The following is an 18,751-nucleotide window of genomic DNA, read 5'->3' on the forward strand; positions in this document are numbered from 1 at the left end:
CCCCGCCCCCCCGCCCGCGGCCGCCGGCCGCCACCCCCCCGCCCGGCGCCGCGACGCCCCCCCCCCCCCCCGCCCCCCGCCCCCCCCCCCGCCCGCCCCCCCCCCCCCCCCCGCTACTCGGGCGGGTTACTCCTTGACGGCCCCGGCCGTGAGGCCCTGGACGATCCAGCGGCTGGCGAGGGCGAACATCACCATCGTCGGGAGGATCGTCAGCAGGGCCGCGGCGCTCATGGAGCCCCAGTCGATGTTGAACGTGGAGATGAAGCCGTTCAACGCCGAGGGCACGGTGCGGTTCGCATCGGTGTTCATCAGCACGACCGACAGGAACAGCTCGTTCCAGCAGTTCACGAAGTTGAAGATGAACGCCGCGATGATGCCGGGGGTCATCACCGGCACGAGCACCCGGAACAGGGCGCCGAGACGCGAGCAGCCGTCGATCATCGCCGCCTCCTCCAGCGCGTCGGGGACGTTCTCGAAGAAGCCCCGCAGCATGACCGTGGAGAACGGGATGCAGATCGCGATGTAGACGAGGATGAGCCCCGGCTTGGTGTCGACGAGGCCGAGGTCGGTCATCATCGAGTACAGCGGTCCGAGGGCGATGAACGCCGGGATCATCTGCGTCAACAGGAACGCGATGAGCACCGCCCCCTTGCCGCGGAACTCGAACCGCGCCAGCACGTAGGCGCTGAGCAGGGCGATGAGCGTCGCCACGGCGCCTGCCGACACCGCCACGATGGCCGAGTTCGCCAGGAACGTCCCGAAGGAGCTCTTCTCGAACAGGCTCGTGAAGTTGTCCAGCGAGGGCTCGCTCGGCCAGTACTCGATCGGGAAGCGGTTGATGGTCCCCGGCGACTTGAACGCGGTGAGCGTGATCCAGTACAGCGGGAACAGGGTGATCAGCAGCCACAGCCCCAGGCCGACGACACGCACCACGCCGCCCACCGTGAGGCGGGGCTTGGGACGCGGGGCGGCCTTCGGGTCGGGCACCGTGATGCGACGGGTCTCCGTGACCGAGGAGCCGGTCCGGACGGATGAGGTGATGGTCATCGCTGCACTCTCCGCATCGCCATCAGGTAGAACGCGCAGAACACCATGAGGAACGCCACGACGATGAGCCCGATGGCGCTCGCGATGCCGTAGTTGCCCTGCTGCGTGTAGTTGATCATCCACGTCGTGATGATGTGGGTCTGGTTGGCCGGTCCGCCGTTCGTCATCGCGTAGATGATGTCGGGGAAGTTGAAGATCCAGATCACGCGCAGCAGGATCGTCAGCAGCAGCGTCATCGAGATGTACGGGATGATGATCGAGAACAGCTGCCGCACCTTGCCGGCGCCGTCGAGGCTCGCCGCCTCCAGCATCTCGTCCGGCACCGACTGGAGAGCCGCGAGGATCATGATCGCGAAGAACGTCACGCCGTACCAGATGTTCGCGACGATCACGGCGAACATCGCGAGCTTCGGGTCGGCCAGCCACGGCAGCGGGGCGTCGATCAGACCGGCCTTCATGAGCAGGTCGTTGACGACGCCGAACTCGGCGTTGAACATCCAGCGGAACAGCATGCCGATGAGGAAGCCGGACACCGCCCACGGGAAGAACACCAGCGCCTGGTAGAGCCCGCGGAAGCGGAACCGCTTGCGCAGGGCGAGGGCGATGAGGAACCCGATCACGAGCTGCGGCACGAGCGAGCCGACCACCCAGAGCACCGAGTTCCAGGCCACGGTCGGGAAGGCGGGATCCCGGAAGACGGCGAGGAAGTTGTCGAAACCCACGAACGGCGTCGACGTCAGGTCCCACAGGTTCCAGTCGTGGAAGGCCATGCGGGCGCCCTGCAGCATCGGCCAGTAGGTGAACCAGCAGACGAAGACGATCGCCGGCGCGAGGAAGGCCAGCAGCGTGAGCGCGGTGCGACCCCGGAACGGGCGTCGACGCGATGCCGGGGAGGCCCCGCCGGCGGTGCCGACGGAGCCCCCTTCACGGATGGTGCGGGCCACGGATCAACCCTTCTCCGCGGCGTACTTCTCGGTCCAGAACGCGTCCCACGAGGCGAGGAGGTCCTTCGTGGACATGTTGCCGAGCAGCACGCTCTGCACGTCCTGGTCGGACTTCTGGATCCACTCGGTCCACCAGCTCACCCCGCGCGGCTGACGCACGTTGACGTAGGTCTCCGGGTCTTCGGTCATGGTGACGTAGCTGGTCCAGGGGCCGGTGGAGTAGAACTCGTCGTCCGCGGCGGCCGCGATGATCGGGACGAGGCTGTTCGCCTGCGCGAACTCGGTGGCGGGCTCGGCGGACGACAGGAACTCGACGAGCTTCACCGCGGCCTCCTTGTGCTCGCTGTTCTCCGCGACACCCCAGCCGGCGACGGCGAGGGGCTGCGCGGCCTTGCCGGACGGGCCGACGAGCAGCGGTGCGGTGTCCCACTGGTCCTCGGCCAGCGAGGAGTCCTGCACCGTCGCGATGACCTCCGGGTCCTGCAGGAGGAAGGCCGTGGTGCCGTTCGTGAATCCGGCGACCATCTCGGGGTAGCCCCAGGAGACGGCCGAGGGCGGCGAGGCCTCCTTGAACAGGTCGAAGTAGTCGTCGACCGCCTCCTGCGCCTCGGGGGCGGCGAAGATCGTCGAGCCGTCCTCCATGAGGAACGCGTCCTCCGTGTCGAGGCCGTCGATCGTGTAGGCCTCGATCGCCGCGACGACGTTGCTGTTCGCGTTCTGACCGCCGCGGAACGCGTAGCCGTAGATGTTGTTCGACGGGTCCTGGATCGCCGACGCCTGCTCCAACAGGTCCTTCCAGCTGTGCGGCGGGCCGTCGAAGCCGGCGTCCTCCACGAGGTCGGTGCGGTAGAAGAGCGACAGCCCGTAGAAGCCGTAGGGGACGAAGTAGCTCTTGCCGTCCTCCGCGACCGAGGCCGACTGCGCGTTCTCGGTCAGGGCGTCCCAGCCGTCCCACTTCTTCAGATCCGGACCGAGGTCGTAGAGCCAGCCGTTGTTCGCGAACGGCCCGACGGTGATGTCGCGCACCTCGAGCACGTCGACGCCCTTGCCGGACTGCAGCATCTGCTGGATCTTCTGGTCGGCCTGCTCGGTGGGCGGGGAGACCAGGTTGACAGTGATGTCGGGGTTGTCCTTCTCGAACTCGTCGAGGAGTCCGCGGAGCAGCTCGGTGCGCGCCGGGTTCGTCAGGCTCTCGACCATCTGGAGGGTGACGCTGCCGTCGCCGCCGGACGAGCCGGAGCCTCCGGAGCAGCCGGTGAGTGCGAGGACGGCGACGGTGCCGACTCCGGCTGCGGTCGTCAAGATCTTGTTCTTCACGATGTGCCTCTCGGTGGGGGTGGGTGGGTGTTCGGGTGGGTCGTGCGGGAGGTGATGCGGGTCAGGGGAGGATGAGGGCGTCCGCGGGGCGGATGCCGGCGCGGCGCAGGATCGCAGGGACGCAGCGCTCGACGAACGCCTCGATGTCGGACGCCTCCGTGTACAGGTGCGCGGAGAGGCGGAAGTAGCCGACGCCGCGGAAGCTGGTGAACGCGGTCTCCACGCCGACCTCGTCGAGGAGGTCCATGCGCAGCGCGTCGGCCTCCTCGCGGGTGGCGCCGAGGCCGAGCGGCAGCCGGATGAGCCGCATGGACGGCACCGGGGAGGGGAGGGGGGTCAACGGGTCCTCGTCGCTGAAGGGGCGGAGGGCTTCGGCGATGAGCTCGGCGCCGGCGTCGGCCCGTGCGGCCATGGCGTCGCGGGCGGCCGCCCATCCGAACTCGGCCTCGATGAACTCGATCGCGGTGGGGGTGGCGAGGTAGGTCGTCGCATCGATCGTGCCCTGGGTGTCGAAGCGCTCGGGGTACGGCTCGCGCGCGGCCCAGGAGTCGATCAGCGGCCAGAGCTCGTCGCGGTCGGAGGCGGTGGTGACGAGGAGGGCGGAGCCGCGCGGGGCGCAGGGCCACTTGTGCAGGTTGCCGAACCACCAGTCGCCGCCGGCGACGGCCGCCGCGTCCGGGATGAGACCGGGAGCGTGGGCGCCGTCGACGAGGGTGCGCACGCCGCGCTCGGCCGCGAGGTCGGCGAGGCGGCGGGTGGGCAGCAGGCGGGCGGTGGGCGAGGTGATCTGGTCGACGACGAGCAGCCGGGTGCGCGGGGTGAGGGCGTCGGCGAAGAGCTGCACGATCTCGTCGTCATCCGCGAGCAGGGGAAGCGCGACCGTGCGGACGGCGGCGCCGAAGCGTCGGGCGAGGCGCTCGGCGCCCATGGTGATGGCGCCGTAGCCCTGGTCGGTCACGAGGATCTCGTCGCCGCTGTCGAGCTGGAGGGCGTTGTAGACGACGGTGGCCGCGGCGGAGGCGTTGGGCACGAACACGCTGTCCTCCGCGCGCGCTCCGACGAACGGGGCCGTCCGCTGCCTGGCGTCCTGCACCCGCTCCGCGATCCGCGGGAACCATTCGACGGGGCTCAGGTCGGCGCGGCGGCGCAGCGCGTCCTGGTGGGCGACCACCACCGACGGCACCGCCCCGAACGACCCGTGGTTGAGGTGGATCACGGTCGGGTCGAGCGGCCAGGCGTCGCGCGCCCGCAGGCCGGAGTTCAGCGTGAGCGGAGCGGGGAACTGCGGAGCGGGCATCGGACCTCATCGATGAGTGGGGGCGAGTTGTTGCACAACTTTGCCATACGCCTTCGCTTTTGGCTACGAAACCGAGAAGATGAAACATAGTTGTCATACGAGTTTGCGGCGACCGGTGTGTCCGACAGACTTCACGAGGGGTGGGGAGTGGCAGAGAGGATGACGATGAGCGCACTCGACACGGCGCTGCACGGGCTGCGGGCTCTCATCGCCGACGGTGCTCTGCGCCCCGGCGACCGGCTGCCGAGCGAGGGGGAGCTGTGCGAACGGCTCGGCGTCTCGCGGGGATCGCTCCGCGAAGCCATCCGCACCCTCGCCGCACTGGGCGTGCTGGAGACGCGGCATGGTTCCGGCAGCTACGTCAGCGAGCTCCGCGCCGCCGACCTCATCGGCAGCCTGTCCCTCACGGTCGGGCTGCTGCCGATGGCCGGGGTGCTGGAGCTGACCGAGCTCCGACGGGTGCTCGAGCCCCATGCGGCGGCGCTCGCCGCAGCCCGTATCGACGACGACACGGTGGCCGCGCTCGACGAGGTGCTCACCGAGATCGAGTCGACGACGGACTTCGAGGCGCAGTCCCGCCTCGACCACGAGTTCCACATGGCCATCTCGTCGGTCGCGGGCAACGAGGCCCTGACCAGCCTGATCGACGTGCTGCGTTCCCGCTCCCGTGCGTACCGGATCTCCGACCCGGAGGACGCCGCGGAGCTCAAGATCCACTCCGACGCCGGCCACCGCGCGATCCTGCGCGGCCTCGCCGCCGCGGATCCCGTCGCGGCCTCGGCCGCCGCGTCCGCCCACGTCGCCTACACGGAGTACTGGGTGCGGCGGTACTCCGGCCTCTGACTCCGCTCGAATCGCCCGATTGGTCCCATCCGGCGGCCGAATGGAGCCATTCAGGCGATTCGAACGAGGTCAGCCGAGGGTGATGTCGACCTGGATCTCCGACGCGAGGCGCTCGAGGTCGGCACGCAGGGCGTCGAGATCGACCGTCGGCGGGACCTTCGCGATCACCGAGGCCTCGAACAGCCGCCCGCCGGCCATCGCGGCCTCCCGGGTCTCGGTCGTGAGCTCCTCGATGCTCAGGGCGTGCGCGTTCAGCACCGCCGACACCTCGCGCACGATCCCGGGGCGGTCGTTGCCGAGCACCTGCATCACGAGCAGCTGCTCCTCGTCCTCGGACGGCCCTGGCGTGCCGGTGAGCACCGAGAGCGTGAGCAGCCCCTGGCCCTGGATCCCCCGGAGTGCGGTCTCGAGCTCCCCGGTGCGCTCCGTCGGCACGGACACCTCGATGACACCCGCGAACGTGCCGGCGAGCTCGGCGAGGGAGCTGTTCTCCCAGTTGCCGCCGTGGGCATCGACGACATCGGCGACGGCGGCCACGAGGCCCGGACGATCGGCACCCGCGACGGTGAGGATGAGTGTGGTCATGGGGTCAGCGTAACCCGGGGATCACTCCGCCCAGACCCCGGTCTCCAGGAACCGCTCCAGCCGCGCACGGTGCGGCGCGAGGTCCCACCCCTGCTGTGCCACCCAGTCGTCCGAGTAGTAGGTGCCGGCGTACCGCACACCGCTGTCGCAGATCAGGGTCACGACGCTGCCGGTCTCGCCCGCGGCACGCATCCGGGCGATGAGCTGGAACGCGCCGTAGAGGTTCGTGCCGGTGGAGCCGCCCGCCCAGTGCAGAGTGCGCTCGCGGAGGAGGCGGATCGCGGCGATGGAGCCCGCGTCCGGCACCTGGATCATCTCGTCGATCACGGACGGCACGAAGGAAGCCTCCACCCGCGGACGCCCGATGCCCTCGATGCGGCTCGGCCGCCCGGCCGGCGGGTCGACCGTGCCCGCCCAGCCGTCGTAGAAGGCCGAGCCCTCGGGATCGACGACGGCGATCCGGGTGTCATGGCGGCGGTACTTCACGTAGCGGCCGAACGTGGCGCTGGTGCCACCGGTGCCGGCGCCCGTGACGATCCAGCGGGGGATCGGATGCCGCTCCTGGGCGAGCTGGCCGAACACGCTGTCGGCGATGTTGTTGTTGCCGCGCCAGTCGGTCGCACGCTCCGCGTAGGTGAACTGGTCGAGGTAGTGCCCGGTGCAGTCCGCCGCCAGGCGCTGCGCCTCAGGGGACATGTCCTCCGCGCGGTCCACGAAGTGGCAGGTGCCGCCGTAGAACTCGATGAGGTCGATCTTCTCCTGCACCGTCGACCGGGGCACGACGGTGATGAACTTCAGCCCCAGCATCCGGGCGAAGTAGGCCTCCGACACCGCGGTCGACCCGCTCGACGACTCCACGAGGGTCGTGTCCTCGTGGATGCGCCCGTTGACGAGTCCGTAGAGGAGGAGCGAGCGCGCGAGGCGGTGCTTGAGCGAGCCGGTCGGGTGCACCGACTCGTCCTTGAGGTACAGGTCGATGCCCCACTCCGGCGGCAGCGGGAACAGGTGCAGGTGCGTGTCGGCGCTGCGGTTGGCATCGGCTTCCAGCAGGGCGATCGCGGTGCTGGTCCAGTCGCTCATGCCCTCGAGCGTACCGGGGCCGGCGCCGTCATCCCGGTATGGGAGAACAGCCGCCCCGGCTCAGCCCACCGTGCCCGCGGGCGAGGCGCCGCCCGATCCGTCGACGTGCATCAGCGACGCCTGCGACTGCTCCTGCTGGAGTTGGAACTCGAAGCGCGAGCGGTCGCCACGGTGATACGCGATGAAGTACTCGATCGGCAGCCCGTCCTCGCTGCGGCTGATGCTGCGCAGGCGGAGGAGGGCGGAACCGGCACTCACGCCGAGGTGCTGGGCCTGCTCGTGCGTGGCGACCGTCGCCTCAGCGGAGCGGACGCCGTGCGTGGCGATGATGCCGTGGTCGGCGAGCAGCCGGTACAGCGACGCCTCGGTGAGGTCGGCGCCGAGCGTCACCGCTCCCACCGCCTCCGGCATCCACGTGGTCGAGAGCGACCAGGGCTCGCCGTCGACATGCCGCAGCCGCTCCAGCACGATCACCGGCGATCCGACCGGCACCTCCAAGGCCAGGGCGACCTCCTCGTCGGCGACGGTCTGCTCGTGCCGGAGGACGTCGCTGTGCACGTGGCCGCCGCGCCGCTCGACGTCGTCGTACAGCCCGACGAGCGTGTGCACGAGACTCTCGCTCGTGCGCGGGCGGGAGACGAAGGTGCCCTTGCCCTTCACGCGCTCGACGAGTCCCTCGTGCTCGAGCTGGGCGAGCGCCTGGCGCACCACCGTGCGGGAGATGCCGTAGCGCTCGCACAGCCGGTGCTCGCCGGGGAGGGGATCCCCCGGCTGCAGACCGTCGCGCGCGATGCCGTCGATGATGAGCTGCCGGAGCTGGTCGTACATGGGCGCCGCGCTGTGGCGGTCGATCGCATCCTCGATGAGCGACATCAGTACGCCACCCCCGCGTGCAGGATCACGTTCGCGTACGGGGTGAACTCCCCGGAGCGCACGAAGGCGCGGGCGGCGTGCGTGCGCTGCTTGAACTCGACGTGCGGGACGAGCTCGATCTCGAACCCCGCATCGGCGAAGCGCTCGCGCAGGGCGTCGAGCACCTCCGGGCTCTTCTCGGCGACCTCGGCCGACATCGTCGCCCCCTCGACCACGAGCTCCGCGAGCACCGTGTCGAGCACGTCGAGGAAGGCGGGGGCGCCGGGACGGTAGGCGAGGTCGATGCGCTCGGAGCCCGGCGGGATCGGCAGCCCGGCGTCGGTCACGACGATCAGATCGGTGTGCCCGGTCTCGCTGATGACGCGGGAGAGCGCCGGGTTGATCGTGGTCGAGGTCTTGCGCATCGTGTGCTCCTGGTTCAGTTCGCGACGGGGGCCGCGGTGCGCGCGGCGAGGAAGGCCTCGACGTCGGCGCGGTGGGGGAGGCTCGGTGAGGCCCCCTGCTTCGTGACGGTGAGGGCGCCCGCGGCGGTCGCCAGCCGCACCGCATCGGTGAGGGCCGCTCCGCTCGCGAGCGCGGCACCGAGGTAGCCGGCGTAGGCGTCGCCCGCGGCGGTGGTGTCGACGGCCTCCACGGGGAACGGCGGGACGACGGTGGCGCCCTCGGCGGTGACGACGCACGACCCCTGCCCGGCCAGGGTGATGACCGCGGCGCCCACGCCCTGCTCGAGGAACCAGTGCCCGGCGCGCTCGGCGGAGGCGGCGTCGGTCACCTCGATGCCGCTGATGAGCGACGCCTCGGTCTCGTTCGGGGTGACGATGTCGATGCTGCGCCAGATCTCCGGTGCCAGCTCTGCCGCCGGTGCCGGGTCGAGGATCACGGTCATCCCGTGCGCGCGACCGCGCGCGGTGATGTGCGCGGTCAGGGCGGACGGGGTCTCGAGCTGGGTGAGCAGGACGGAGGTCGTCGGGGCGAGAGCCGCGAGGGCCTCGTCGATCTGCGCCGTGCTGAGGGCGGCGTTGGCGAGCGGCACCATGACGATGTCGTTCTGCGCGGAGGCGTCGACACGGATGTGCGCGATGCCGGTCGGGCCCGGCACGGTGCGCAGGTGCGCGAGGTCGACGCCGGCCGCGGTGAGCCCGTCCACCACGAGGTCGTGGAACAGGTCGTCGCCGACGCAGCCGACGAAGCTCGTGCGGGCTCCGGAGCGCCCGGCCGCGACGGCCTGGTTCGCGCCCTTGCCGCCGAGCATCAGCGTGAACTCGTCGCCGAGGATGGTCTCGCCGCGGGCGGGAAGCCGCTGGGAGAAGGTCGTGACGTCGGCCGTCACGCTGCCGACGATGACGACGCCGGAGCGGTCGCCGGGGTGTGCGGGTGTCATCTCGCTCCTGATCCTCCTCGACAGCGCGGGGCTCCCGGTCTTTGACAAGGTTCGGGAGCTGTCATTACATTAGCCGAAGCCCCACCTGTAACGACAGGTTGTCCGCGAGGAGACCCCGATGACCGCGATCGCGCCCCGCCTGTACGTCGACAGCGCCGACACCGACCGCGTCTCGCGGCTGCTCTCCGCCGGTGTCGTGCACGGCGTCACGACGAACCCCACGATCCTCGAGCGCGGCGGGCGGACGGCCGCGGAGATCCCCGACCTCTATGCCCGCTGGGTGGACGAGGGGGCTCGGGAGGTGTTCTTCCAGACGTGGGGTGGCGACACGGACTCCTTCCTGCGGAACGCGGAGGGCATCCGTGCGCTCGGCGACCGGGTGGCGGTCAAGGTGCCCGCCACCGCAGCCGGTTTCGCGGCGGCCTCGGCCCTCGTCCGGGACGGGGCCACGGTCCTCGTCACCGCGGTGTACTCCGTCGCGCAGGCGCTCGCATGCGCCTCGATCGGGGCCCAGTACATCGCGCCCTACCTCGGGCGCATGCGCGACGCGGGCATGGACGGCGACGCGCTCATCGCCCGGATGCAGGAGATGTGCGCGGGCAGCGACGCCAACGTCCTCGCCGCCTCCCTGCGCTCGGCCGACGACATCACGGGGCTGCGCGCGGCCGGCGTTCCGTACTTCACCGCCGCGCCCGACGTGCTCGACGAGATGCTGTTCCACGAGGTGAGCGACAGCTCGGCGGCGGAGTTCGACGCCGCGATGCAGCGCCTCGGGGCCTGACGGCTCAGGCCGACGCGGCCTGCCGCAGCCACCGCTCGACACCCGCGATGTGGGCCGTCGCGAGGGAGGTCGCCAGTGCCGAGTCGCGCTGCGCGATGGCATCGGCGATGGCGCGGTGCTCCGACAGGGTGCGCTCCACGGCGCCGCCCTCCGTGAGACCCCGCCACACGCGCGCCCGGACCGTCTGGCTGCTCAGGTGCTCGATGAGGCTCGCGAGGTAGGCGTTGCCCGCCATGCCCACGATCTCGCGGTGGAAGCGGATGTCGTGGTCGACGAGCTCCTCGATCCCGACGGACGCGTCGACGGCCTCCACCTCTTCCTGCAGGGTCGCGATCGCCTCGTCCGTGCCGAGGGTGGCCGCGAGCCCGGTGGCCTGCGATTCGAGCATCCGGCGGACGGCGAACATCTCCAGCATCGAGTCGTCGTCGTGCATGTCCACGACGAACGCGATCGCCTCCAGCAGCAGGTGCGGCTCCAGGCTTGTGACATAGGTGCCGTCGCCGCGCCGCACGTCGAGGACACGGATGACCTCCAGCGCCTTGACCGCCTCGCGCATCGAGTTGCGGGAGAGGCCCAGCCGCTCGGACAGCTCCTTCTCCGGGGGGAGGCGATCGCCGGGGGCCAGTTCGCCCGACACGATCATCGCCTTGATCTTCTCGATCGCCTCGTCCGTCACTGCCATGGCGCTCATCCTCGCACAACATCCGATGTCTGCGGCAGGATGGGGACATGCGCATCCTCGACTCGCACCTGCACCTGTGGGATCCGGAGGTCCTCGAGTACACGTGGCTCGAGGGGCCGCTCGCGGGGCGCTTCGGCGCCGTCGAGCTCGAGCGTGCGCGGGCGGAGCGGGCCACGGCCGAGCGGGCCGTGTTCGTGCAGGCCGAGACCGCCGAGGACGACTTCCTCGCGGAGGTGCGGTGGGTGGCCGGGCAGGCGGAGCGGCTCGGGGTGGTCGGCATCGTCGCCGGCGTCCGTCTGGATCGCGGCACCGACACCACGGTGCACCTGGAGAGCCTCACCGCGGAACCCCTGGTCGTCGGGGTGCGTCATCTGCTGCAGGGGGAGCCGGACGGCGTGATGCTCTCGTCGGCCTTCATCTCCGGAGCCCGGGAGGTCGCGGCGCACGGGTGGACCTTCGACGCGTGCGTGCGGGCGGCGCAGCTTCCCGACGTCGCACGACTGTCCGGCGCGATCCCCGAGCTGCGGATCGTGCTCGACCACCTGGGCAAGCCGGAGGTCGGGACGGCTTCTGCTCCGCGCACGCCCTCCGTGGAGTGGGAGCGCGACCTCGCCGAGCTGGCGCGACACCCCGGGGTGTTCTGCAAGGTGTCCGGACTCCCCGCGGAGGCCGGAGGGGACTGGAGCCTCGCGCAGCTCGAACCCTTCCTCGACACCGCGGCCGACGTCTTCGGTCCCGAGCGCCTGATGTGGGGGAGCGACTGGCCCGTGTCGGCGGTCGGCCCCGCGGAGCATGACGATCCGCACGCTCCCGTCGACGGTGCGCCGGTGTATCAGCCGTCCGCCCGCAGCCGTTGGGCCGACGCCGTGGCGACGTGGGCCTCCTCCCGCGGCATCGATCACGACGCCCTCTTCCACTCCACCGCCACCTCCGTCTACTCCCTCTAACCCCCCCGCCCCCCTTTCGCGGGGCGGGTGCAATATGCCACCTCCGGAGCCCCTTCCAGGCCCGTTTCTGATCCCGGGACGGGGGGTGCCGTGCCGCTCACGGTCGTCCCTCCGGGGCGTCTTGTGGCGTGCGGGATGGCAAACGGTCCGCGGCAGCCGCATCGAGGAGCGATTCTGATCCCGCCCGCGTGGCGAGGCGGTGTGCGGGATCAGAAGGGGGCCTGCAGGGCGGGAGGGCCCGGGGACGGGGACGGCCCGGGGTCTCGCGGGGAGACACCGGGCCGTCGGGAAGATCGGGTCACTCGGGGCGGAGGCGGAGCTGCGCCATCCCGCCGTCGACCTCGATGAAGGTGCCCGTGGTGGAGCCCGCGGCGGGACTCACGAGGTAGGCCACCGCGGCGGCGACCTCGTCCGGGCTCACCAGGCGTCCGTGGGGCTGTCGTGCCTCCAACGCGGCGCGCTCGGCGGCGGGGTCGGCCGCGGAGTCGAGCAGTCGTCCGACCCACGGCGTGTCTGCGGTGCCGGGGTTGACCGCATTGACGCGGATGCCCTCGCGCAGGTGGTCGGCGGCCATCGCGCGGGTCAGCGCCGACACGGCGCCCTTCGACGCGGAGTACAGGGCGCGCTGCGGGAGCCCGGTGGTCGAGGCGATCGAGGCCGTGTTGCACACCGCGGCGGCCGGGGACTTCCGCAGCCAGGGCAGTGCCGCCGACGTCACCCGCGCGATGCCGGTGACGTTGATGGAGAGGACGCGCGCCCACTCGTCGTCGTCGTTCGCGGCGATGTCGCCCTGTGCGCCGATGCCGGCGTTGTTGACGACGATGTCGATGCGGCCGAAGCGCTCTGCCACGGCGGCGACGGCGGCCTCCACGCTCGCGCGGTCGGAGACGTCGGCGGTGAACGCGGCGAAGCGCTCGTCGGCGTGGGTGGTGTCGCGGTCGAGGACCGCGACGGTGACGCCGTCCGCGTGCAGACGGTCGGCGATCGCCGCGCCGATGCCGGAGGCGCCACCGGTGACGATGGCCACGAGGCCTTCCGTGCCGGCGTCGGGTCCCTGAGCCTGTCGAAGGGTCACTTCTCTGCCTCCCATGCGATGAAGTCCTGGCGCTGACGGCCGAGGCCGTCGATCTCGATCTCGACCACGTCGCCCGCCGCCAGGTAGGGGTACTTGCCCGACAGAGCCACGCCCTGCGGGGTGCCGGTGAGGATCAGGTCACCGGGCTCGAGCGTCACGTACTGCGACAGGTGGTGCACGATCTGCTCGACCGTGAAGATCATGTCGCTCGTGTTCGAGTCCTGTCGCGGTTCGCCGTTCACGAGGCTGCGGAGGCCGAGCGCCTGGTGGTCGACCTCGTCCGGCGTGACCAGCCACGGACCCGTGGGGTTGAAGCCGAAGGCGATCTTGCCCTTCGACCACTGCCCGCCGGAGACCGCCATCTGGAAGTCGCGCTCCGACACGTCGTTCGCGGCGACGAAGCCGGCGACGTGCGCCATCGACTCCTCCGGGGAGTCGAGGTACGCGGTGCGGGTGCCGATGACGATGCCGAGCTCGACCTCCCAGTCGGTCTTCTCGCTCCCGCGCGGGATGGTCACGGCGTCGTTCGGGCCGACCACCGTGTTGGGCGTCTTGAGGAAGATGATGGGGATGGTCGGCGGCTCCGACCCCGACTCCGCGGCGTGGGCGGCGTAGTTCATCCCGATGCAGATCACCGCACTCGGGCGGGCGATCGGGGCGCCGATGCGCATCGTCGCGGCGTCCGGCAGCTCGGAGAGCTCCCCGGCGTCGCGGGCGGCGGCGACGCGGGCGACGAAGTCTCCCGCAAGAAAGTCGCCGTTGACATCGGATGTCACCGGGCGGAGGTCGAGGTAGCGGTCACCCTCCAGGAGGACGGGGATCTCCGCCCCCGGGGTGCCGAGCCGCGCGAACTTCATGATTCTCCTGATCGTTCGGGAGGCCGCTGCTCAGCGGCCGGTCTCGTTGACAGTATAGACATCGGATGTTTACACTCCAAGAGATCCGCGCGGAAGAACGACCCGCGCATGGAGAGGAACCCCGTGAGCCGTATCGTCGCCCTCGACACCACCGACATCCGCTTCCCCACGTCGCTGAGCCTGGACGGCTCCGACGCGATGAACCCGGACCCCGACTACTCCGCCGCGTACGTCATCGTCCGCACGGACGCCGGCGACGGCATCGAGGGGCACGCCTTCGTCTTCACGATCGGCCGCGGCAACGACGTGCAGGTCGCCGCCATCGACGCGCTCGCCGGACACCTGGTCGGGCGTGAGATCGAGCCGCTGCTCGACGACATGGGCGGCACCTTCCGCGAGATCATCGGCGACTCGCAGCTCCGCTGGCTGGGACCGGAGAAGGGTGTCATGCACATGGCCATCGGCGCGGTCGTCAACGCGCTGTGGGACATCAAGGCCAAGCGCGCGGGCCTGCCGCTCTGGCAGCTGCTCGCCCGGATGACCCCGGAGGAGCTCGTCGACCTCGTCGACTTCCGCTACCTCACCAACGCCCTCACCCGCGAGGAGGCGCTGGAGATCCTGCGCGCGGCGGAGCCCGGCCGGGCCGAGCGCGAGCAGCAGCTCCTCGCCACCGGCTACCCGGGCTACACGACCAGCCCCGGCTGGCTCGGCTACTCGGACGAGAAGCTCGAGCGCCTCGCCCGCGAGGCGATGGCCGACGGCTTCACGCAGATCAAGCTCAAGGTGGGTGCCGACCTCGACGACGACATCCGCCGCTTCCGGAAGGCGCGCGAGGTGTGCGGCCCGGACTTCCCGATCGCGATCGACGCCAACCAGCGCTGGGAGGTGTCCGAGGCGATCGAATGGGTGAACGCGCTCGCCGAGTTCCACCCCGCCTGGATCGAGGAGCCCACGAGCCCCGACGACATCCTCGGCCACGCCGAGATCGCCCGCGGCGTCGCGCCCATCCGTGTCGCCACCGGTGAGCACGCGCAGAACCGGATGATCTTCAAGCAGCTCCTGCAGGCTGACGCGATCTCGGTCATGCAGATCGACGCTGTGCGGGTCGCGGGCGTGAACGAGAACATCGCCAACCTGCTGCTCGCGGCCAAGTTCGACGTGCCGGTGTGCCCGCACGCCGGCGGCGTGGGGCTGTGCGAAGCCGTGCAGCACCTGTCGATGTTCGACTTCGTCGCCGTCTCCGGGACCCGCGAGGGCCGCCTGATCGAGTTCGTCGACCACCTGCACGAGCACTTCGTCGTGCCGACCGACATCCAGGGCGGCTCCTACATGGCCCCGACCGCGCCGGGTACGGGCATGGAGATGAAGGCCGACAGCATCGCGGAGTACACCTGGACGGGTGCGCATGTCCACGCCTGACCGCCTGACCGTCCCGACCCTCGGCTACGGTGCCGCGAACGTCGGCAACCTGTTCCGCGAACTGTCCGACGACGACGCGTGGGCCGTGCTGGATGCGGCGTGGGAGAGCGGCATCCGGTTCTACGACACCGCTCCGCACTACGGCCTCGGACTCTCCGAGCGCCGACTCGGTGCCTTTCTGCGGACCAAGCCGCGGGACGAGTATGTGCTCTCGACCAAGGTCGGCCGGCTGCTGCGCCCGAACCCCGACCACGCCGGCGGCCTCGACACCGCGAACGACTTCCACGTGCCGGACGAGCTCCAGCGCGTGTGGGACTTCTCGGCGGACGGCATCCGGACGAGCCTGGAGGAGTCCCGCGAGCGCCTGGGCATCGAGCGCATCGACCTCCTCTATCTGCACGACCCGGAGCGGCACGACCTCGACCTCGCGCTCGCCGAGGCCCTTCCCGCCCTGGAGCAGCTGCGCGCGGACGGTGAGGTGACCGCGATCGGCATCGGCTCGATGGTCTCGGAGGCTCTCGCGGCGTCGGTTCGCTCCGCCGACCTCGACCTCGTGATGGTGGCGGGCCGGTACACGCTGCTGGAGCAGCCCGCCGCCGTCGACGTGCTGCCCGCGTGCCGGGAGACCGGGACGGGGATCGTCGCGGCGTCGGTGTTCAACTCCGGACTCCTCGCCTCGAACGAGCCGCGACGGGACGGCCGCTACGAGTACGGGCAGCTCCCCGACGAGCTGTGGGATCGGCTCGTGCGCATCGCCGCGGTGTGCGCCGATCACGATGTGCCTCTGCCGGCCGCCGCGATCCGGTTCCCGCTGCAGGCCGACGTCGTGCGCTCCGTGGTGGTCGGCGGCAGTCGACCCGCGCAGCTCCGGCAGAACGCCGAGTACGCTGCCCTGGAGATCCCGTCGGCCCTGTGGGAGAACCTCGCGGCCGAGGGCCTCATCCCCGCCTCCTGACCTCCGCCCACCGAGAGGAGCCGCCGTGCTCGAAGGAATCCACCCGCTGCTGACCGGGGAGCTGCTGCTGCATCTCGACCGGATGGGGCACTCCGATGCCGTGGTCGTCGCCGACGCGCACTTCCCGGCCTGGGGCCTCGGGGCGCGCGTGGTCGATCTTCCCGGCACCACGACGCCCGAGGTCGTCGCGGCCATCCGCAGCGTGCTGCCGCTCGACGACGCGCCCGGCATCGACCTGATGACCTCGGCCGACGGCGAGGTGCTGGATGTGCAGCGCGAGCTCATGGCCGCGGCGGGCACGGAGCTCGACACCACGCGCTTCGTCGAGCGCTTCGCGTACTACGAGGTCGCGAAGGAGGCGTATCTGATGGTGCGCACGGGAGAGACGCGGAAGTACGGCAACGCGCTCCTCCGTAAGGGCGTGGTCGGCCACCCCTCGGCCTGACCCGGGGGTTCAGCGCCCGATGGTCGACTCCCGCACGATGAGCTCGGCGGGGAACGGCGTGGGCGCCGGAGGCGCGGCGGTCGGATCGGCGAGGAGCTGCAGCAGCGCGGCCCCGGCGGCGCGACCGATCTCGTAGCCGGGCTGCCGGACGCTCGTCAGCGGCACCACGCCCTGATGCGCGGCGGCCACGTCGTCGAAGCCGACGAGGGCGATCTCCTCCGGCACCCGGATGCCGTGGCGGAGCAGCTGCGTCAGCACACCGAGGGCCACCCCGTCGTTCGCGGCGAAGACCGCGTCCGGGCGCTCCTCCGCGGGAAGCTCCGCCAGGTGCGCCCCGGCACGGAGGCCGTCCTCCGTCGTGAGATGCTCGACGTCGAGGACGGAGACGCGGGCGTTGGTCCCCGCCACGGCGTCCTGCAGGCCCGCCAGGCGGTCGTTCGACTGGCTCACCGTCGGGGCTCCGAGGAACAGGATGCGGCGACGGCCGAGGGAGACCAGGTGCTCGCCGGCCAGCCGCCCGCCGCCGCGGTCGTCGAAGGTGACCGCGGCGACCGAGGGCGAATCGCGGATGGGGCCGACGACCACCGCGCGGATCCCGCGGGTCGCGAGCTGTTCCAGCCGCGGCACGACGTCTCCATGCGGGTAGATCACGATGCCCTGCACCCGGTGGGCCTCGAACATGTCGATGTTCTGCTCTTCGCGAGCGGCATCGCGGGCGCTGTCGCTGAAGAAGAGCGACCAGCCGCCCTCACGGGCCACGTCGTCGACGCCGCGGGACAGGTCGTTGAAGTAGGGCAGCCAGGCGTCGAGGAGGATGAGGGCGAGGGCCTTGCTCGATCCCGCGCGGAGCTGGCGGGCCGACTCGTTCGGCACGAAGCCGAGCTCGGCGATCGCCGCCCGCACCCGCTCCCGGCTGGCGGCCCCGAGGACGTGCGGGTGGTTGAGGTAGTTGGACACGGTCGATGCCGAGACCCCCGCGAGAGCCGCGACATCCTTCACGCTCGCGGACATGGGCCTCCTTCGGCGATGGACCGCAGGCGCGGCCGGATGAGGCCCAGGCTAGCGGAGGACTTGTAACGTGCCAAGAAAGTTCTTGACACCCCGGCGGATGGCGACGTAGCGTGACTCGCACACCGGACTTGTAACGTGCCAAGTCCGCGCGGCGACGGTGCCGGACACCCGCCGGAGGAGCGCTCATGAACATCGGCTGCCACGGACTCGTCTGGACGGGGACCTTCGACGCGGACGGCATCCGGCTCGCGGTGGAGAAGACGAAGCAGGCGGGCTTCGACCTCATCGAGTTCCCCCTGATGGACCCGTTCTCGTTCGACGTCGCCGCCGCCCAGGCCGCCCTCGCGGAGCACGGACTCGCGGTCAGCGCCTCGCTCGGGCTCTCCGACGAGACCGACATCACGAGCGGTGACCCTGCCGTGGTCGCCGCGGGCGAGGCGCTCCTGCTCCGCGCGGTCGACGTGCTCGCCGAGCTGGGCGGTACGCACTTCTGCGGGGTGATCTACAGCGCCATGAAGAAGTACATGGATCCGGTGACGCCGGAGGGTCTGGCATCGAGTCGTCGCACCATCGCGCGGGTCGCCGACCATGCCGCCGCGCGCGGGGTCTCGGTCTCGCTCGAGGTCGTGAACCGGTACGAGACCAACGTGCTGAACACCGCCCGGCAGGCGCTGGCGTACCTCGGCGAGGTCGACCGCCCGAATCTCGGGATCCACCTGGACACGTACCACATGAACATCGAGGAGTCGGATATGTTCGCGCCGGTGCTCGATGCGGCTCCCGCCCTGCGGTACGTGCACATCGGCGAGAGCCACCGCGGCTATCTCGGCACCGGGACGGTCGACTTCGACACGTTCTTCAAGGCGCTCGGGCGCATCGGCTACGACGGCCCCATCGTGTTCGAGTCGTTCTCCTCGGCCGTGGTCGCGCCCGACCTCAGCCGCATGCTCGGCATCTGGCGCAACCTCTGGACCGACAACGACGAACTGGGTGCGCACGCGAACGCGTACATCCGCGACAAGCTCGTCGCCGTCGACTCGATCCGCCTCCATTGACGCCGGGCGGCGGTTCGAGACCAAGATGTTATTACAGGTCTTCCCTCGCCGCCGATCGTTAGATACATTTAGATACAACTTGCACTGACCCGGGTGCAGGTCGCAGAATTGATCCGATGTTTGCGGCGGAACGGTCCGCCGCAATCGCGACAGAACC

At 70.7% G+C, this 18,751-nt stretch carries 20 protein-coding genes; 7 read left to right on the forward strand and 13 right to left on the reverse strand.

Annotated features, from left to right (window positions below; all coding sequences use genetic code 11):
• Positions 1–126: 126 nt before the first annotated feature.
• From ACIQID_RS12325 to ACIQID_RS12340, 4 genes are all read right to left on the reverse strand, one after another.
• Positions 127–1,047, reverse strand: coding sequence for a carbohydrate ABC transporter permease (locus tag ACIQID_RS12325; RefSeq protein WP_400285291.1), 921 nt, complete (start codon positions 1,045–1,047; stop codon positions 127–129).
• Entirely contained in the window at positions 1,044–1,991 is a 948-nt protein-coding gene (locus ACIQID_RS12330; protein ID WP_025105358.1) for a carbohydrate ABC transporter permease, read from the reverse strand. Before ACIQID_RS12330 ends, ACIQID_RS12325 begins: the two co-directional genes overlap by 4 nt.
• Positions 1,992–1,994: 3 nt before the next feature.
• On the reverse strand, positions 1,995–3,308 hold the full coding sequence (locus ACIQID_RS12335) for an ABC transporter substrate-binding protein (RefSeq protein WP_400285295.1): 1,314 nt from the start codon (positions 3,306–3,308) through the stop codon (positions 1,995–1,997).
• A 61-nt stretch (positions 3,309–3,369) separates the two neighbouring features.
• The gene (locus ACIQID_RS12340; RefSeq protein WP_400285298.1) at positions 3,370–4,605 is read right to left on the reverse strand and encodes an aminotransferase class V-fold PLP-dependent enzyme; all 1,236 of its coding nucleotides are present in this window, start codon (positions 4,603–4,605) and stop codon (positions 3,370–3,372) included.
• A 165-nt stretch (positions 4,606–4,770) separates the two neighbouring features.
• On the opposite strand from ACIQID_RS12340, the gene ACIQID_RS12345 reads away from it, so the two are divergent.
• On the forward strand, positions 4,771–5,448 hold the full coding sequence (locus ACIQID_RS12345; protein WP_060922368.1) for a FadR/GntR family transcriptional regulator: 678 nt from the start codon (positions 4,771–4,773) through the stop codon (positions 5,446–5,448).
• Positions 5,449–5,517: 69 nt separating this feature from the next.
• On the opposite strand, the gene ACIQID_RS12350 is transcribed toward ACIQID_RS12345, so the two are convergent.
• The 5 genes from ACIQID_RS12350 to ACIQID_RS12370 are packed head-to-tail and all read right to left on the reverse strand — an operon-like array spanning position 5,518 to position 9,367.
• Positions 5,518–6,033 carry a glycine cleavage system protein R gene (locus ACIQID_RS12350; RefSeq protein WP_025105362.1) on the reverse strand — a complete coding sequence of 172 codons (516 nt, stop codon included), beginning with the start codon at positions 6,031–6,033 and terminating at the stop codon, positions 5,518–5,520.
• A 21-nt stretch (positions 6,034–6,054) separates the two neighbouring features.
• The gene (locus tag ACIQID_RS12355; protein ID WP_312674840.1) at positions 6,055–7,113 is read right to left on the reverse strand and encodes a PLP-dependent cysteine synthase family protein; all 1,059 of its coding nucleotides are present in this window, start codon (positions 7,111–7,113) and stop codon (positions 6,055–6,057) included.
• Positions 7,114–7,173: 60 nt separating this feature from the next.
• On the reverse strand, positions 7,174–7,986 hold the full coding sequence (locus tag ACIQID_RS12360) for a GntR family transcriptional regulator (protein WP_025105364.1): 813 nt from the start codon (positions 7,984–7,986) through the stop codon (positions 7,174–7,176).
• Entirely contained in the window at positions 7,986–8,390 is a 405-nt protein-coding gene (gene rbsD, locus ACIQID_RS12365) for a D-ribose pyranase (RefSeq protein WP_400285304.1), read from the reverse strand. The genes ACIQID_RS12360 and rbsD overlap by 1 nt, the downstream gene beginning before the upstream one ends.
• A 14-nt stretch (positions 8,391–8,404) precedes the next feature.
• Complete coding sequence (locus ACIQID_RS12370; RefSeq protein ID WP_400285307.1) at positions 8,405–9,367, reverse strand: ribokinase; 963 nt, start codon at positions 9,365–9,367, stop codon at positions 8,405–8,407.
• Between the two features lie 118 nt (positions 9,368–9,485).
• Between ACIQID_RS12370 and ACIQID_RS12375 the strand changes: the two genes are divergently transcribed.
• A complete protein-coding gene (locus ACIQID_RS12375; RefSeq protein WP_400285310.1) occupies positions 9,486–10,148 on the forward strand; it encodes a transaldolase family protein in 663 nt (220 codons plus the stop codon).
• Between the two features lie 4 nt (positions 10,149–10,152).
• Here the strand turns inward: ACIQID_RS12375 and ACIQID_RS12380 are convergent, their stop codons facing one another.
• The gene (locus tag ACIQID_RS12380) at positions 10,153–10,830 is read right to left on the reverse strand and encodes a FadR/GntR family transcriptional regulator (protein ID WP_331201318.1); all 678 of its coding nucleotides are present in this window, start codon (positions 10,828–10,830) and stop codon (positions 10,153–10,155) included.
• 47 nt (positions 10,831–10,877) lie between these two features.
• On the opposite strand from ACIQID_RS12380, the gene ACIQID_RS12385 reads away from it, so the two are divergent.
• Positions 10,878–11,777 carry an amidohydrolase family protein gene (locus tag ACIQID_RS12385; protein ID WP_400285314.1) on the forward strand — a complete coding sequence of 300 codons (900 nt, stop codon included), beginning with the start codon at positions 10,878–10,880 and terminating at the stop codon, positions 11,775–11,777.
• A gap of 298 nt (positions 11,778–12,075) precedes the next feature.
• On the opposite strand, the gene ACIQID_RS12390 is transcribed toward ACIQID_RS12385, so the two are convergent.
• Together ACIQID_RS12390 and ACIQID_RS12395 are read right to left on the reverse strand one after the other, a co-directional pair.
• Complete coding sequence (locus ACIQID_RS12390; RefSeq protein WP_400285317.1) at positions 12,076–12,852, reverse strand: SDR family NAD(P)-dependent oxidoreductase; 777 nt, start codon at positions 12,850–12,852, stop codon at positions 12,076–12,078.
• Positions 12,849–13,709, reverse strand: a complete 861-nt coding sequence (locus tag ACIQID_RS12395; RefSeq protein ID WP_400285320.1) for a fumarylacetoacetate hydrolase family protein — start codon at positions 13,707–13,709, stop codon at positions 12,849–12,851. The genes ACIQID_RS12390 and ACIQID_RS12395 overlap by 4 nt, the downstream gene beginning before the upstream one ends.
• Before the next feature lie 123 nt (positions 13,710–13,832).
• Between ACIQID_RS12395 and ACIQID_RS12400 the strand changes: the two genes are divergently transcribed.
• Genes ACIQID_RS12400 through ACIQID_RS12410 form a run of 3 tightly spaced genes read left to right on the forward strand, consistent with a single transcriptional unit; the run spans position 13,833 to position 16,528 of the window.
• A complete protein-coding gene (locus tag ACIQID_RS12400; RefSeq protein ID WP_101848828.1) occupies positions 13,833–15,128 on the forward strand; it encodes an L-fuconate dehydratase in 1,296 nt (431 codons plus the stop codon).
• On the forward strand, positions 15,115–16,083 hold the full coding sequence (locus ACIQID_RS12405) for an aldo/keto reductase (RefSeq protein WP_400285323.1): 969 nt from the start codon (positions 15,115–15,117) through the stop codon (positions 16,081–16,083). The genes ACIQID_RS12400 and ACIQID_RS12405 overlap by 14 nt, the downstream gene beginning before the upstream one ends.
• A 25-nt stretch (positions 16,084–16,108) precedes the next feature.
• Positions 16,109–16,528: an RbsD/FucU family protein gene (locus ACIQID_RS12410; RefSeq protein ID WP_025105374.1), complete on the forward strand. Its 420-nt coding sequence runs from the start codon at positions 16,109–16,111 to the stop codon at positions 16,526–16,528.
• A 9-nt stretch (positions 16,529–16,537) separates the two neighbouring features.
• Here ACIQID_RS12410 and ACIQID_RS12415 read toward each other — a convergent pair whose 3' ends face one another.
• Complete coding sequence (locus ACIQID_RS12415) at positions 16,538–17,539, reverse strand: LacI family DNA-binding transcriptional regulator (protein WP_400285327.1); 1,002 nt, start codon at positions 17,537–17,539, stop codon at positions 16,538–16,540.
• 185 nt (positions 17,540–17,724) lie between these two features.
• Here ACIQID_RS12415 and ACIQID_RS12420 point away from each other — a divergent pair, with 185 nt between their 5' ends.
• Positions 17,725–18,594: a sugar phosphate isomerase/epimerase family protein gene (locus ACIQID_RS12420; RefSeq protein WP_331201313.1), complete on the forward strand. Its 870-nt coding sequence runs from the start codon at positions 17,725–17,727 to the stop codon at positions 18,592–18,594.
• Positions 18,595–18,751: the final 157 nt, after the last annotated feature.

The sequence above is a fragment of the Microbacterium sp. NPDC091676 genome (assembly GCF_044756645.1).
Taxonomy (GTDB): Bacteria; Actinomycetota; Actinomycetes; order Actinomycetales; family Microbacteriaceae; genus Microbacterium; species Microbacterium paraoxydans_D.

Bases quoted from the DNA above. Each gene is read 5' to 3' on its own strand.
- ACIQID_RS12375 (WP_400285310.1), top strand. From the start codon at position 9,486: ATGACCGCGATCGCGCCCCGCCTGTACGTCGACAGCGCCGACACCGAC.
- ACIQID_RS12395 (WP_400285320.1), bottom strand. From the start codon at position 13,709: ATGAAGTTCGCGCGGCTCGGCACCCCGGGGGCGGAGATCCCCGTCCTC.
- rbsD (WP_400285304.1), bottom strand. From the start codon at position 8,390: ATGCGCAAGACCTCGACCACGATCAACCCGGCGCTCTCCCGCGTCATC.
- ACIQID_RS12415 (WP_400285327.1), bottom strand. From the start codon at position 17,539: ATGTCCGCGAGCGTGAAGGATGTCGCGGCTCTCGCGGGGGTCTCGGCA.
- ACIQID_RS12370 (WP_400285307.1), bottom strand. From the start codon at position 9,367: ATGACACCCGCACACCCCGGCGACCGCTCCGGCGTCGTCATCGTCGGC.
- ACIQID_RS12405 (WP_400285323.1), top strand. From the start codon at position 15,115: ATGTCCACGCCTGACCGCCTGACCGTCCCGACCCTCGGCTACGGTGCC.
- ACIQID_RS12360 (WP_025105364.1), bottom strand. From the start codon at position 7,986: ATGTCGCTCATCGAGGATGCGATCGACCGCCACAGCGCGGCGCCCATG.
- ACIQID_RS12420 (WP_331201313.1), top strand. From the start codon at position 17,725: ATGAACATCGGCTGCCACGGACTCGTCTGGACGGGGACCTTCGACGCG.
- ACIQID_RS12350 (WP_025105362.1), bottom strand. From the start codon at position 6,033: ATGACCACACTCATCCTCACCGTCGCGGGTGCCGATCGTCCGGGCCTC.
- ACIQID_RS12380 (WP_331201318.1), bottom strand. From the start codon at position 10,830: ATGGCAGTGACGGACGAGGCGATCGAGAAGATCAAGGCGATGATCGTG.
- ACIQID_RS12385 (WP_400285314.1), top strand. From the start codon at position 10,878: ATGCGCATCCTCGACTCGCACCTGCACCTGTGGGATCCGGAGGTCCTC.
- ACIQID_RS12340 (WP_400285298.1), bottom strand. From the start codon at position 4,605: ATGCCCGCTCCGCAGTTCCCCGCTCCGCTCACGCTGAACTCCGGCCTG.
- ACIQID_RS12345 (WP_060922368.1), top strand. From the start codon at position 4,771: ATGAGCGCACTCGACACGGCGCTGCACGGGCTGCGGGCTCTCATCGCC.
- ACIQID_RS12355 (WP_312674840.1), bottom strand. From the start codon at position 7,113: ATGAGCGACTGGACCAGCACCGCGATCGCCCTGCTGGAAGCCGATGCC.
- ACIQID_RS12325 (WP_400285291.1), bottom strand. From the start codon at position 1,047: ATGACCATCACCTCATCCGTCCGGACCGGCTCCTCGGTCACGGAGACC.